The organism is Mesobacillus boroniphilus JCM 21738, assembly GCF_000517385.1.
Taxonomy (GTDB): domain Bacteria; phylum Bacillota; class Bacilli; order Bacillales; family Cytobacillaceae; genus Mesobacillus; species Mesobacillus boroniphilus.
Genome location: NZ_BAUW01000002.1, coordinates 50601 through 64970, shown reverse-complemented (window position 1 = coordinate 64970; position 14370 = coordinate 50601). Strand labels below are relative to the sequence as shown.

Below are 14370 nucleotides of genomic sequence, written 5' to 3'. Positions count from 1 at the left end.
TCATCAGCCTACAAACCTTGTAAGATTTGAAAATATTTCACTCGCATAGCTCAACATATAACTTAACATCCACGGACCAAAGAAAACGACTCCGACCAGGACGGCCACAATCTTTGGGACAAAAGCCAGTGTCTGTTCCTGGATTTGCGTGGTTGCCTGAAAGATACTGACGATCAAACCAACCACCAGCGCTAATATCAGCAAAGGCCCTGAAATCATTAAAACTGTATAAATTCCTCGTTCAGCTATCGAAATAACCGCTTCTGATGTCATATTTATTCACCTGCTTAAAAACTTTGTAATAATGATTTCACGACTAAATACCATCCGTCTACCATGACAAAAAGCAAAATTTTAAATGGAAGTGATATCATGACTGGCGGCAGCATCATCATTCCCATCGACATCAGGACACTTGCCACCACCATATCGATCACCAGAAAAGGGATGAATATCATGAACCCGATTTGGAATGCTGTTTTGATTTCACTTATAGCAAATGCAGGGACAAGGGCTGTCAGAGGGATATCCTGAATGGATTCAGGCGTGTCAGCCTTTGAATATTCAAGAAATAACTCTAAATCCTTCTGCCTCGTATGAGCGCTCATGAATTCCTTAAAAGGGATCGATGCCCTCTCATATGCTTGCTCCAAATTGATTTCTTCATTGAATAAAGGCGTCAGAGCTTGTTCATTCACTTCATGGAAAGTAGGGGCCATGATGAAGAATGACAGGAACATCGCAAGTCCGACCAACACTTGATTGGGCGGCATTTGCTGTGTTGCAAGCGCCGTTCTGACAAAGGAAAGAACGATGATGATCCGTGTAAAACTTGTCATTAAAATCAGGATGCCTGGCGCAATAGAAAGTATAGTCAGCAGGAGCATCAACTTTACGGATGTCGAAACACTCTCAGGAGTACTGCTGTTGAAAAACTCCATAAACTCATTCATCTTTTTCTGACCCTTTCTTTTGTATCTCATCAAGCATTTTCTTTCTTCCGCTCGCCATATCACTCATTTGATTCTTCAGTAACGCGGAAAATTCTGAATGCTGATTGCCGCCATCTTTCTTCGCTCTTTTAAGCAACTTTGTCACAATCTCGCTTGGCTGTACAAGCTGCTCCATTTTATTGTTATATTCCTGAATGACTTGGCTGTACTCTTCCGGGTCGTCTATTTCTTTTAATAGCTGTATGTTTTCTCCCACACCAACAATGAGCAGCTTATTGCCCGCTTTGACGATCTGTACCGACCTGTTAGCGCCAAGCTTGTGCCTCCAAGGTTCTCTACAAGCTGCGAGCTTTTATATAACATACTCCTTTTATTGATGAATTTAAGGAGGAAGTAGATTAATGCTGCTACAAAGGCGGTAGCAAGGATCATCCTGACGAAATCAAGGAAACTGACCCCTACCTGTGATTTTTTATCGTCTGATATGTTTGTTGTAGTATCTGCCTGTTCCTCATCACACGACTGATCTTTCAAACAATCCTTCACACTTTTATTTAGCTGCTCTGCGCTCGCCAAGCCAATCGGACTGAACAGAGCAGCTAATAAGAAAAGAATTGTCGAGGCAGTTCGGATTAATTTTAACAATTGCCGCACCCTCTAAATGATAATAGTTCACTAAGCTAATGTTTTTGAAATCGCTTCGATAACGCGGTCTGCCTGGAATGGTTTTACGATGAAATCTTTGGCTCCTGCCTGGATTGCATCGATGACCATCGCTTGCTGGCCCATTGCAGAACACATGATGACCTTAGCGTTAGGATTGATTTTTTTGATTTCCTTTAGTGAAGTGATGCCGTCCATTTCCGGCATTGTGATATCCATTGTAACAAGGTCAGGCTGGAATTCTTTATATTTCTCAAGTGCCTGTGCACCATCCGCAGCTTCTGCGACAACTTCAAAGCCGTTCTTTGTCAAAATGTCCTTAATCATCATTCTCATGAAAGCCGCATCGTCTACGACTAAAATCTTGTTTGCCATTGGAATTCCTCCTGTAGGTTATTTCAATTTTTTAATGCGATCGCTCTGGCTGATTATATCCGTAACACGGACTCCAAAATTCTCATCAATAACAACTACTTCACCCTGTGCAATCAGGCGATTGTTGACAAGAATATCGACTGGTTCTCCAGCTAATTTGTCTAGTTCGATAATGGAACCCGACCCCAGCTCAAGGATGTCCCTAACCGAACGTTTCGTTCTGCCCAGTTCAACAGTCACCTGCAGCGGGATATCAAGCAGCATATCCAGGTTCTTTGTCTCCGCCTGCTGTGTCTGTACTGTCTCAAAACTAGAGAATACTGCAGGTTGAACCGTTGGCTGCGCACCTGGCATCACATTTCCTATATGCTGTGGTCCTGATTGCATTGGCTGAGAATAGCCATGTCCTTGTGGAACTCCCTGACTCGTTTGCTGCTGATAATAAACTTGCTCTTGATGCCCCTGATATTGCGGTTGCTGGACTTGCTGATATTGAGCGTAATCCTGCTGTTCATGAATTGCATTTGAATTATTTATTTCCGCCTGATTTTTTTGCGGGATTATCGGTGCCTGTGTTTCAGGTACGGTGATGGTGACGGCGATCCACCTGGATTCAATAATTCATCAACCAGACTTTTGGCGAAAGTGACTGGCAAAAGCTGCATAATATTCGAATCTATCAAATTGCCAATCTTTAACGAGAATGATACCTTCACTAAAATATCATCTTCAGGAATCGAATCAGTGCCTTCACCTTCAACCACATTCAACAGATTGATATTCGGAGGTGAAATATCCACTCTCTTGCTAAACACTGTCGACATGGAGGTTGCTGCAGATCCCATCATCTGGTTCATTGCCTCTTGTACGGCACTCAGCTGAATCTCATCAAGTAATTCCCTTGGGTTCAATCCATCGCCACCCAGCATTAAATCAGCGATAATCGCAGCGTCATTTTGCTGAATAACAAGCATATTGCTGCCGGTAAATCCTTCTGTGTAATAAACCTGTACGGCCACATAAGGATCTGGAAAAGCTTCTTCAAGTTTTGACCTATGCACAGCTGTAACCGTAGGGGTATTAATTTCCACCTTCTGGTTCAATAAAGTTGATAGTGCGGTAGCTGAGCTGCCAAATGATATATTGCCTATTTCTCCTAACGCATCTCTTTCCATAAAAGAAAAATAGTCATCTACATTAATGGTACTTTCTGTTTCTTCAGCTTCATCAGAGGTTCCTCTTAGAAGCGCATCAATTTCATCTTGAGATAACATGTCATCACTCACCATCATCGTCTCCCCCCTTAAATGTATCAAACACTTGAATGGCTAACTTTTTGTTGATTTTCCCTGGCTGTCCTACAAATTTAGGGATATCTCCGACTTTTATCAGTAATGGTTTATCAATCTGCTGATTCAATTCAATCACGTCGCCGATCTCAAGCATTAAGAAGTCCTGGATCGATATTTCAGATGAACCAATTTCAGCTGTAATTGAAACATCAGCTTTCTGGATTTCACTCTGCAATACTGAATTTTCGATTGGCAAGCTTTGTTTCTTATCGGACTGCATCCAATATTTCACTGACAACTTAGGAATGATCGGTTCAAGGACCACGTGAGGAATACAGATATTGATCATTCCGCTTGCTTCTCCGATCGTGGTATTCAGTGAAATGACCACGACGGTTTCATTTGGCGAAACCATCTGCAAGAACTGCGGATTGATTTCGAATTCTGAAAGCTGCGGATCGATATCAGAAATCGAGCTCCATGCCTCCCGGAAATTTTCAAAAGCTTTCTCGAACATATTTGACATGATCCTGGTTTCTATTTCAGTCAAGCTATCGACTTTGTTATGACTGGTCCCTTTTCCTCCCAGCAGCCTGTCCATCATCGCGTAGGCAATATTCGGATTGACCTCCATCAGGATTCTGCCTTCCAGAGGTTCTACATCAAATACATTCAAGATTGTCATCTTGGGAATGGACCGGATGAATTCCTCATAAGGAATCTGGTCAGCTGACGCGACACTAATATTGACATACGTTCTTAACTGAGCTGAGAAAAAGGTCGTCAATAGCCGGGCAAAGTTTTCATGAATTCGGGTAAGGCTGCGGATCTGGTCTTTCGAGAAACGCAAAGCTCTTCTAAAATCATATACTTTAACCCTTTTTTCTACTTGTTCTTTCTTTAATTCATCCGCATCCATTTCTCCTGTTGATAAAGCGGATAACAAAGCATCTATTTCGCTTTGCGATAATACCTCTCCCGACATTCTCTTCACCTCCATGTAGTTACGGTAATTTAATTCAAACTGTTATTGGAGGAGAGAACCCGTTATATAGACCTTATTGATTTTTCCATCCTGCATCAGGTCATTCAACTTCGCTTTGAGGGTTTCTTCAAGGTTCATCTTGCCTTCCTTGCCTTGCAGCTCTTCCGCCTTTTTCTCGGATAGTTCATAAATAATCAGGTTTTTCACCTGGAAATCTCTCTTTTGCAACTCTTCTTTTGCTTTTTTGCCGTCTGTTTCAATTTTAAAAGAAATCTTAATAAAATCATTCGATGCCAGGTTCGTCGTTACCTCGGGGATGTCTACGGAAGCTTCCAGCACCTCATCAATGCTTGGTTCTTTTTCGACATCTTCAGCACTAAGCTTCATAACCGCTACAACAGCTATAGTCCCTACGAGCAATATGGCTACCAGCATGACCGACATAATCATTACCAGCTTATTATTCTTCATGATTCAGTTCCTCCAACACTCGCCCTCCAAGAAGGCCGACACTCTGATAAAATTCCCGGATTAATTTGCTCACTTCATCTTCACTTTCCCTTACGACATACTTTCGCCCATTGGTTAAAGTAATCGTTGTGTCCGGAAAAGCTTCAACCACTTCGATAAATAATGAATTAATTCTAAATGATTTACCGTTTAATTTAGTTACTTTAATCATAATAATTCACAGGGGCTAAAAGGATTTCCCTTTCAGCCCTGCTCCTCTCTATGTCTAACGTTTCAAGTTATTAATTCTTGAAGTATTTCATCCGAGGTTGTAATAATTCTTGTATTTGCCTGGAAACCACGCTGAGCCGTGATCATTTCGGTAAATTCTTCTGAAAGGTCAACATTGGACATTTCAAGGGCACCAGCTGCTATTGTTCCAAATCCATTGCCAGGTGCACCAATATTCGGAATTCCTGAGTTAACCGAATTCTGAAACATATTATTTCCAACCTTACTAAGACCAGCATTATTGCTAAATTTGGCAAGCGCAATTGTGCCAAGATTTTCTACGCGACCATTTGAAAACACCCCACTAATTTCTCCCATTTGACCGATACTGAAGCTTTCAATTGCACCTTGAGTTGATCCGTCTGGATTAAATAATGCATTCAAATTGTTACCATTTGATGTAACTTCACCAGCAATAAATGATAATGGAATATCACCGCTACTTAATTTAAGTCCATTATTTGGATTTGGCATTGTAAATTCTTTGGTCGTTGTATTAAATTTCACGACAAAAGGAACTAATGGGGTCAAGCTTCTATCTTGAAGTGTCATTTGCCATTCATTAGCATTTAGATTTTTCAATGTCATTTCAACTGTATGATCATTACCATCATTATCGACTATTTTTAATTGCTGCAGTTGTTCTGTAGCTCCTGCAATATTTGAAGGGAAATTCCCATCTATAGTTATATTAGTAGTTTTTTGTGCCGGAAGAATAGAGTTTACATCTATTTTAATATCCTTTAAGACACCTTTATCATAAGATTGAACTTTATATCCATCTCCATTAACTAAAGTCCCATCTTCATCAAGATAAAAGTTCCCAGCGCGTGTGTAAAATTCGGCACCACCCTGCTTAACTACAAAGTAACCATCCCCTGAGATTGCTAAGTCAAGAGAACGTCCCGTCGTTTGCAAGCTGGATTGTGTATCTATTGTATCAATCGTCGCAATCGTGGAGCCCAGTCCTACCTGCATTGGGTTCTTTCCGCCCTTGTTCTCTGTAGCAGCACTTGCGCCCGAGATTGTTTGATTCATAGTATCTTTAAAAGTAACACGGCCCTTTTTGAAGCCGTATGTATTTACATTGGCAATATTGTTTCCGATCACATCAAGTTTTGTTTGGAAGTTTTTCATCCCGCTGATTCCTGAGTACATTGAACGAAGCATTTTTTTAAACTCCTTTCGATTTGGGGGCTGCTTCAATCGGTCCACAGCCCAGGCCTCCGTGAAGGTCCAGCCTTTTTTATTTTAATTTTCCATAACAATCGTTCCATTTATATTGGTGAATATTTGTTCCGCCGCTTCCTGCCTTCCCATCGCGGTAATGACGGTGTTGTTTTTTGCACTGACAATCAGTGCCGCATCCTTTAGCAGAACGAGTGAATCACTCACGCCCTTGGCCTTAGCCTGACTAACTTTTTCCTCAATCCTGTTCCAGCGCTCCTGGGAAATATTGATTCCCCTTTGCTCCAGCCGTTCAGTTGCATGCTTACTTATTGTTAGTCCATTCTTTGATTGGATAGCACTTTGCAATTGCAAGGAAAAAGGTGCTGGTGTTAACTTATTGGCTTTTACAGGTTTATTGTGTGTCCTGTTAACAGGCAGTGAATGAAGTGGATGAAAGTTTGTCTTATCCATTACATCACTTCCTTACGTTATTGAATTTTGGTGATCTGTGAAGAAATGATGCTTGTTTTATTCTCATCATCGAGTAAATAAGATGTTTTGCCATTTTTAAAAGAAACAGACAGGACATTAGCTGATTTTTCTTGCTTATTTTCATCAAGATAGGTAATTGTTTTCCCAATCAGCATACTCGCCTGCAACATATGATTTTCACTGGATAACTCATTGATTTGAGAAATGTTCGCCGGTTCCAGGGTCGTGCCATCTTCAAGCACAAATGAAACGGTGTCTTCCTTGAACTGCACAGAGGCTATCTTCCCATTTCCCTGTTTAATGGTTTCCTCGCCATTTGCTGTTTCAATCTTATGCCATGTGACATCCTTGCCCACAAACTGGCTATAGGAAATCATTTTATTTTGCTGTTCAGCTTGTACAAACCGGTCGATTGATTTCCCCATATTCGTGATTTGCTCAAGTGTCGAAAATGTTGCCATCTGGGCTATAAAATCTTTATCCTGCATTGGATTCAAAGGATCCTGGTTCTGGAGCTGGGTCATCAGGATTTTTAGAAAATCATCCTTCCCAAGAATATCTGAACCGGCTTTCCTGTCCTTTTGAAGATTCGACAGCAGATATGAAGAATTAATACTATTCACCATGGTCAAACTCCTATACTTCAGTATTTAGCAGCGCTTCCTCGAAGGAAAGGTTAAAATCGCCTTTTTCTTCTTTCTTTTCCTGCTTCCCTCTGTCAGGCTGTCTCTCCTGCTGCTGAGAATCTCTATTCAAGAATCGCTCTTGCTGGGCCTGCTGCTGAGTCACTTCAATCCTTTCTACTGAAAGGTTTTGTGCCGCAAAGGCCTGTTTGAGACCATTAATCTGGGATTCCAGCGTTTCCTTTGCCGTACCTGTCGTAGTTATGATTCTCGCTATCATCGTTTGATCTTTTTGGAAAAGCTCTATACGGATGCTGCCAAGGTGCTCAGGGAATAATTTAATGAATAGTTTTTGTGTTCCCCCACTGTTCATAAAATGCGATTTTGAAAGAATCGATTCAAATTGCTTCATTAATTGTTCTGGTGAAACCGGCCTTTCAGGACTATTCATTGTTAACATTAATTGCTCAGCCTTTGTCATCTGTGGGAGATAAGCAATAATTCCTGCTAGACCATCTGTCTTCAGTCCCGGTCTGCTCTCTGTAAAAGTTATTTTTTTTGAGTTTGCAAGGTTTATGTCACTCGCTAACTGGGTAAATCTTTTTTGTAAATAATCCGTATGAGAATTTGGTTTACTCATTTCTAAAAAATTCTTTAATTCCTCACCAAGATTTTTCAGTGATCCTTTAACAGTATCAGAGCTTTTATATTTATTCCCATCAGCATATCTGGCCATTAACTCCAAAAGCTTTAATGCCTTTAATGTCTGCAAATCATTTTGTTCCAACTTATTCAGTAATTGATTTCCATTTTGATTTGCAATTCCTGTTATTATTGCCGCTAAGGATGACAACAGCTCATCTTCAGAAGGACTTTCGAAATCAGCTTCACTGTTACCGGTCCATTTTTGGATAAATAGCTTCAAATCTTCTTTGTTGATTCCAAAATAAGCCAGCGCCTTAGTTAATAGATTTTCAGAGTCTGAATTCAATACATCCAGCAACTTCAGTCCATCTTCCAAGTCTAAAAGGTCTTTTATGTTGATCATTTCCGTCAGGGCATCCAGACTTTCAAGGTTTTTTTCACCCTGTGCAGATTCAGTTGATGGTATTGACTCCGCTTTTCCGGACAATACTGTTGACATTAATCCGGCAAAGCTTCCTCCATCCCCAGCCTTTTCTGAAAATTTCTGTTTTCCTACAGCAATGGTATTAAAAAAGCCAAGACCTTCTATTTCCATTTTTTCACCTCCTCTCAAATTCTCGTCAGCTAATTTCCGTTAGTTTCATTCGTCAATATCTCTGTATACTTTGCTGCTTCCTGGGCAGGCAGCTTTTCCATTATTGCAGCGAGTGATTCCGGCTTTATGTTTTTCAGAATCTTTACTGCTTCTTCCGTGTCCATTTTAGAAATAATCGGAGCGGCACTCTTTGCTGACATCGTTTCATAGGTTTTGACGATTTCCCGGAAGGCTCGCTTGTTTTCTTCCTGGATCGCGGTTAATTCCTCGATTTGTGCTTGCAGCTGTGCTTTTTCCAGTTCCATTCGTTTTAACTGTGTATCTTTGCTGTCGACTTTAGACTGCAGTTGTTCCATTTTTGCTTCGCGGTCTTTAATTTCTGCTTCTAGGCTGATGATATCTTTTTCAAATTCTTCAATAGATAACGGCTTTTTTTCCTTAACAAATTGAGAAATAAAGGGTACTTTCCCGCCGATGTCCTTCGCTGTATCAAAAATATTAATCCCTAAAATCGAAAGTGCAACTAAAGCAATAACAATCGCAAACAAGCTTGGAATTGCTATCACATATAAAAACCATTGAAACTTGTTCCCATCCTGATTTTCTTTTTCCTCAACGCTCTGTGCCATTCGATCACCTAATTTCCCGGTTCATATATTGCTGAATCGAGACTTCGTCCATCATCCTGCTCTCTGCATACTTTTCATCTGCCTTAAATTGAAGATGGTCTTTCTCTTTGATTTTTTCAAACTTCTTTACTTCCTGATTTTTTTCCATCAATTGTATTTGTTGATAATTCATGATGTTTCTCGCATTCATCACGACTTTCTGATAGTGGGCAATCGATTTTTCAAGATTGCCGATAAACTGTTGATGGTGTCGTATTTCCTGGACCGGCAAACCATCTAGCAGCCGGTCTGATTGCAAGCTCTCAAGATCTTCTTTTTTCTTAAGAAGATGGTAGAGTCTATCAGCCGCCTCTTCGAACTTTTTCACTGAATCCTGGTATACAACTTGTGCTTCGTCCACTTCTCTCGACTTAAGTGAAAGGATTTTATCAAACTTGAATTGATACCGCATTGATCCATCAACCTTTCCTTACTAACTGCAATAAAGCCTGAACACTTTCATTTATTGAGACTTTTTCATTGGTCTCTTGCTTCAAGAAATTAAGAATTAGAGGGTATCTCATAATCGCCTCATCAATCTCTGCAGAAGTGCCTTTTTTATATGCCCCGATATTAATTAAATCTTCAGCATTGATATAGGTACTTAATAATTCCCTAAATCTTTCAGCCGCTTTGACGTGTTCATCGGCGACAATATTGTTCATGATTCGGCTGATGCTTTTTAACACGTTCACTGCAGGGTACTGGCCTTTATTAGCTAAGTCCCTGTCTAATACAAAGTGGCCATCCAGTATTCCCCTTACTGTGTCAGCAATAGGTTCATTCATGTCATCACCATCCACAAGGACGGTATAAAACCCTGTTATTGATCCGAATTCATTCGTACCTGTCCTTTCAAGAAGCCTTGAAAGAATGGCGAACACTGAAGGAGTATAGCCTTTCGTGGTAGGAGGTTCTCCAACTGCGAGACCTACTTCACGCTGCGCCATAGCCACTCGGGTAACTGAATCCATCATCAGCATGACATTCAATCCTTTATCACGAAAATACTCTGCGATGGCTGTTGCTGTATAGGCTCCTTTGATCCGCATTAACGCAGGCTGATCTGAAGTGGCAACAACTACTATCGAACGCTTTAGTCCTTCAGGCCCTAAATCGCGTTCGATGAATTCTCTGACTTCTCGTCCCCGTTCACCAATCAGCCCAATAACATTCAGGTCTGCTGTAGTATTTCTCGCAATCATTCCCAGCAAAGTACTCTTCCCTACACCACTGCCGGCGAAAATCCCAACACGCTGGCCGCTGCCAACTGTCAGCAGGCTGTCAATCATCCTGACTCCGACTTCTATCGGTTCTGAGATTGGCGGCCTGCTCAAAGGGTTGGGAGGGTCTTGTTCTGTTGGAACTGACGCCAATCCTTTTGGCAGGCTTGATTGATCCAATGGAGCACCTAGCGAATCTACTACTTTGCCAATCAATCCTGGTCCTGCTTTAATTTCAAGTGGTTTCATTGTCGTTTCAACCAGACTTCCTGGTGATATATCATGAAGAGATGTATACGGCATCAAAATGACGTTTTCATCTTTAAAACCGACAACCTCCGCCTGGATTTTCCGTTTTTTCTTTGTACCAACATGAATAAAGCAGACATCGCCTATTGAACTTTCAGGCCCTTGTGACTCAATCATCAAACCAACAACTCTTTTTACACGTCCATAACGTTTAAAACTATCCAGAAAGTCGACATGTTCCAATAAATCCTTGGCCTTCACTATTGTTCACTCTCCAGCATTTCAAACAGCTTATTTTTGATCTCTTCCAATTGGCTGTCTACACTTGCGTCGACCCTGCCATTTTCAGATTCAATGATGCAAGATGTCTCCTCAAGCTCTTCATCCGGGTAAATATAGAAATCAATATCTTTCGGAAAGATGGCAATCAGTTCATCCTTTTGAATAAGCAGTTCCTGATAGTATTTCGGATGAACATGAAGTTGGATATCCTTATAATCCCTCGAGTTTTTTAACGCCCTCTTTACCAGGTAAAGGAACGCTTCATCTGCAGCCAGTTTTTCCCCGATTATCTTCCCGGCTATTTTCACCCCGAGATCGAGAATCACCTTTTCTGATGATTCAATATGATTCTCGTAATCTCTTTTCGACGCATCTACCGTTTCCTGGGCAAACATGATTGTTTGGCGGTACTCTTCATACCCCTGGGTTCTGCCTTCTTGGTAGCCTTGTTCAAAACCCTGTTGCCTGGATTCTTCGGCCAATACAGATTTTTGCTGATCCCAATCTTGCTGTTCCAGTTGGACTTGCTGCCGAATCTGTTCTGCTTCCGCCATGGCCTTTGACACAATGTTATCCGCCTCTGCCACAGCCTCCTCAAGGATCCGCCTTCTTTCATCTTCTGTATGAGTGAAAACTTGTGGAACTTCTTGTTGTTCCGATGATTCTAACACCCGGATAGAGATGACCTTTTTTTCTGCAGGCATATTACTGGTGTATTGGGATTTGATAAGCCTAGACAATAATATCATCTCCTCCGCCACGCGCAATGACGATTTCACCAGCTTCTTCCAGACGACGGATAATAGCTACAATCCTGGATTGTGCTTCTTCAACATCTCGAAGCCTTACAGGACCCATGAATTCCATTTCATCCTGGAAGGTTTCGACCATACGCTTAGACATATTTTTAAAGACAATTTCTTTCACTTCATCACTTGAAACTTTAAGAGCAAGCATGAGATCTTCGTTTTCACAATCTCGGATTACTCGCTGGATTGCACGGTTATCAAGTGTGACAATATCTTCGAATACGAACATCCGCTTTTTGATTTCCTCGGCCAGTTCAGGATCTTGGATTTCCAGTGCATCGAGAATCGTGCGTTCTGTTGCACGGTCCACTCCGTTCAATACATCAACTACAGCCTCGATGCCTCCAGTTTGCGTATAGTCCTGAGTAACTGTGGCTGAAAGCTTTCTTTCAAGGATTTGTTCGACTTCATTGATGATTTCTGGTGATGTGCTGTCCATCACTGCAATACGGCGTGCAATATCCGCCTGGACGTCTTGCGGCAGTTCAGATAAAATCTGGCCGGCTTGTGCCGAATCTAAATAAGAAAGTATAAGTGCAATTGTCTGTGGATGCTCATTTTGAATGAAATTGAGAATTTGGCCAGCATCCGCTTTTCGCGCAAAATCAAACGGCCTTACTTGCAGTGATGAGGTCAATCTATTGATGATCACAGCGGCCTGATCGGTACCTAGTGCCTTTTCTAACACTGTCTTTGCGTAACCGATTCCACCTTGCGTGATATAATCCTGTGCAAGAGCAATGCTATGGAATTCTTCCAGTATTTCTTCCTTTGCCAGCGAGTCGACCTTCTTAACACCTGATATTTCAAGTGTAAGCTTCTCGATTTCTTCTTCACTTAAATGCTTATAAACCGAAGCAGAAACATCTGGGCCAAGTGAGATCAGGAGGATTGCCGCCTTCTGTTTTCCTGTTAATTCCTTTTGGTCTTTCCTCACCATTGGTCCTCCTCCTAATCCTCAGAAATCCAAGTTCGCAATAGCTTTGCGAAGTCCTCAGGCTTCTCTTTCGCCATTTTTTCCAGCTGTTTTTTCTTCATTGTGCCTTCTGTCTCGAATTCCTTGTTCACATCAGGAACACGAATTTGTTCATATTTCTCTTCCATTACATATTCTTCTACTTCTCTCTTTCTTGATCTCATAAATAGAAGTAATAAGACTACAATACCCGCTAGCAATAATCCGCCAATAAGGTATACCCACCAAGGCAGCTTTTCTACAACCTGATTTTCGAAGGTTACCTTCCCATTGAACGGCTGAACCGACACAACCACCTTGTCTTCAATCACTTCATCTGTCAGCTCTGCGTCTAACGACTCTTTATCAATGGTGGTTCTGACGATAGTACCAAGAATTTTTGTAATATCCTCTACACGTTCCTGTGGTAATGAATTGAGGTCATCTGGTGTTGGCGGTTCAACCATCACCTGAATCCCTAGATCTCTCACCTTGTATGGACTCTCGGTAATTTCCTTGCGAATTCTGCTGACCTCATTATTAATTGTTTCTTCGACTCTCTCATAATCCCCGTTGCCATTTGCTCCCTCAAGGTATTGAGCTCCAATGGCTTCACCAGTTCCCACCTTCGGGGATTCCACCAGCTTGATCTGCGTTCCCAGTGAAGGTTTCAGTAATTCGTTGAGCACTAATTGCGATTCCTTCCATATTTTCTTTATCAACAGGCTCAACGATGTTTTCTTCTCTGTTTTCCTGGGTAAAGTCTATATCGGCTGTAACGGAAACTACTACTTTATCATGTCCCATAAGAGTGCCAAGCAAATTTTGGACCTGTCTTTGGACATCTCTTTCAATTTGCTGTTTGATTTGATGCTGAGAAGCAAAAGAGGCTCCACTGGAATTTTTTTCATTTTTTAAATCAAAGTACTCAAAAAATTGATTCATGATGACGATATTATCTGTAGGGAGGTTAGGAACACTTTTAGACACTAAGTGATAGAGTGCATTAATTTGATCTTCCTTGATTGATAGCCCGGGCTTGTACTTAGCACAATGGATGCCGATGCAGGCTGCTCATTATCGCTAACAAAAATACCTTTTTCAGGCAGGTTGATCATTACCTTAGCATCATTGACGCCGTCTATTCCTTTCATCAAATCAGCAAGCTCTGTTTGCATAGCATCCAGTTTTAAGACAAAGAATTCATTATCTGTCATACCGAGACCGGCATTCTGGCTAAAAAATGAATAATCGATACTTCCCGATTTAGGAATCCCTTCAGCTGCCAGCTCAACTTTCAAGCTATCAACCGCTTCTTTCGGAACAAGGATGGTATTGCCACCATCAGCAATTTCAGATTTTATGCCCCTTGCATCAAGGCTTTCTTTGATACTTCCAGTCTCGGCTGGAGAAAGATTGCTATAAAGCGGCTCAAGGGATGTCCTCGAGGTAAAATAGGCTGTAAGGACGGCTACTGTCAAAACAAAGAAAATAGACGCACCAAAACTGATTTTTTGCTTTCTGGTGCGCCCCTGCCAGAAATCCTTCATTGTATGTATATACTTTTGAACGGTTTCTTTCATTTCAATCCCCCGGTTATTAAGTCTCTTCTTTTATACAGCTAATAACCGATATAATCTTAGTTTTTAG

18 protein-coding genes and 2 pseudogenes are annotated in these 14370 nt (G+C 41.3%); all 20 read right to left on the bottom strand.

Features of this window, described 5'->3' with window-relative positions; all coding sequences use genetic code 11:
• Positions 1-3: 3 nt before the first annotated feature.
• Positions 4-273, bottom strand: coding sequence for a flagellar biosynthesis protein FliQ (gene fliQ, locus JCM21738_RS01245; protein ID WP_023614879.1), 270 nt, complete (start codon positions 271-273; stop codon positions 4-6).
• 14 nt (positions 274-287) lie between these two features.
• On the bottom strand, positions 288-953 hold the full coding sequence (gene fliP / locus JCM21738_RS01240; protein WP_023614880.1) for a flagellar type III secretion system pore protein FliP: 666 nt from the start codon (positions 951-953) through the stop codon (positions 288-290).
• On the bottom strand, positions 946-1218 hold the full coding sequence (locus JCM21738_RS23720; RefSeq protein ID WP_243462834.1) for a hypothetical protein: 273 nt from the start codon (positions 1216-1218) through the stop codon (positions 946-948). Before JCM21738_RS23720 ends, fliP begins: the two co-directional genes overlap by 8 nt.
• Complete coding sequence (locus JCM21738_RS23715; protein WP_148296034.1) at positions 1185-1598, bottom strand: hypothetical protein; 414 nt, start codon at positions 1596-1598, stop codon at positions 1185-1187. Before JCM21738_RS23715 ends, JCM21738_RS23720 begins: the two co-directional genes overlap by 34 nt.
• A gap of 30 nt (positions 1599-1628) precedes the next feature.
• On the bottom strand, positions 1629-1991 hold the full coding sequence (locus tag JCM21738_RS01230) for a response regulator (protein WP_023614882.1): 363 nt from the start codon (positions 1989-1991) through the stop codon (positions 1629-1631).
• A gap of 18 nt (positions 1992-2009) precedes the next feature.
• Positions 2010-3280: pseudogene (gene fliY, locus JCM21738_RS22070) on the bottom strand (flagellar motor switch phosphatase FliY).
• Positions 3270-4268: a flagellar motor switch protein FliM gene (fliM, locus tag JCM21738_RS01210; protein ID WP_023614884.1), complete on the bottom strand. Its 999-nt coding sequence runs from the start codon at positions 4266-4268 to the stop codon at positions 3270-3272. Before fliM ends, fliY begins: the two are co-directional and overlap by 11 nt.
• Before the next feature lie 42 nt (positions 4269-4310).
• Entirely contained in the window at positions 4311-4739 is a 429-nt protein-coding gene (fliL, locus tag JCM21738_RS01205; RefSeq protein ID WP_023614885.1) for a flagellar basal body-associated protein FliL, read from the bottom strand.
• On the bottom strand, positions 4729-4950 hold the full coding sequence (locus JCM21738_RS01200) for a flagellar FlbD family protein (RefSeq protein WP_023614886.1): 222 nt from the start codon (positions 4948-4950) through the stop codon (positions 4729-4731). The genes fliL and JCM21738_RS01200 overlap by 11 nt, the downstream gene beginning before the upstream one ends.
• A gap of 62 nt (positions 4951-5012) precedes the next feature.
• Positions 5013-6179 carry a flagellar hook protein FlgE gene (locus JCM21738_RS01195; RefSeq protein ID WP_035208727.1) on the bottom strand — a complete coding sequence of 389 codons (1167 nt, stop codon included), beginning with the start codon at positions 6177-6179 and terminating at the stop codon, positions 5013-5015.
• Between the two features lie 81 nt (positions 6180-6260).
• Positions 6261-6650 (bottom strand): TIGR02530 family flagellar biosynthesis protein, encoded by a 390-nt coding sequence (locus JCM21738_RS01190; protein WP_023614888.1) that lies wholly within the window; start codon positions 6648-6650, stop codon positions 6261-6263.
• 17 nt (positions 6651-6667) lie between these two features.
• On the bottom strand, positions 6668-7297 hold the full coding sequence (gene flgD, locus JCM21738_RS01185) for a flagellar hook assembly protein FlgD (protein WP_023614889.1): 630 nt from the start codon (positions 7295-7297) through the stop codon (positions 6668-6670).
• Positions 7298-7307: 10 nt separating this feature from the next.
• A complete protein-coding gene (locus JCM21738_RS01180) occupies positions 7308-8534 on the bottom strand; it encodes a flagellar hook-length control protein FliK (RefSeq protein WP_023614890.1) in 1227 nt (408 codons plus the stop codon).
• 29 nt (positions 8535-8563) lie between these two features.
• Positions 8564-9163, bottom strand: coding sequence for a MotE family protein (locus JCM21738_RS01175; RefSeq protein WP_023614891.1), 600 nt, complete (start codon positions 9161-9163; stop codon positions 8564-8566).
• A gap of 4 nt (positions 9164-9167) precedes the next feature.
• Positions 9168-9614 (bottom strand): flagellar export protein FliJ, encoded by a 447-nt coding sequence (fliJ, locus tag JCM21738_RS01170; RefSeq protein ID WP_023614892.1) that lies wholly within the window; start codon positions 9612-9614, stop codon positions 9168-9170.
• Between the two features lie 7 nt (positions 9615-9621).
• Positions 9622-10935, bottom strand: a complete 1314-nt coding sequence (fliI, locus tag JCM21738_RS01165; RefSeq protein WP_023614893.1) for a flagellar protein export ATPase FliI — start codon at positions 10933-10935, stop codon at positions 9622-9624.
• Positions 10935-11705 carry a flagellar assembly protein FliH gene (gene fliH, locus JCM21738_RS01160; RefSeq protein WP_051391333.1) on the bottom strand — a complete coding sequence of 257 codons (771 nt, stop codon included), beginning with the start codon at positions 11703-11705 and terminating at the stop codon, positions 10935-10937. The genes fliI and fliH overlap by 1 nt, the downstream gene beginning before the upstream one ends.
• A complete protein-coding gene (gene fliG, locus JCM21738_RS01155) occupies positions 11689-12705 on the bottom strand; it encodes a flagellar motor switch protein FliG (protein ID WP_023614895.1) in 1017 nt (338 codons plus the stop codon). Before fliG ends, fliH begins: the two co-directional genes overlap by 17 nt.
• 11 nt (positions 12706-12716) lie before the next feature.
• Positions 12717-13346: a flagellar M-ring protein FliF C-terminal domain-containing protein gene (locus tag JCM21738_RS26470; protein WP_256360155.1), complete on the bottom strand. Its 630-nt coding sequence runs from the start codon at positions 13344-13346 to the stop codon at positions 12717-12719.
• A pseudogene (fliF, locus tag JCM21738_RS26465) lies at positions 13333-14270 on the bottom strand (flagellar basal-body MS-ring/collar protein FliF). The gene JCM21738_RS26470 and the pseudogene fliF overlap by 14 nt, the downstream one beginning before the upstream one ends.
• Positions 14271-14370: the final 100 nt, after the last annotated feature.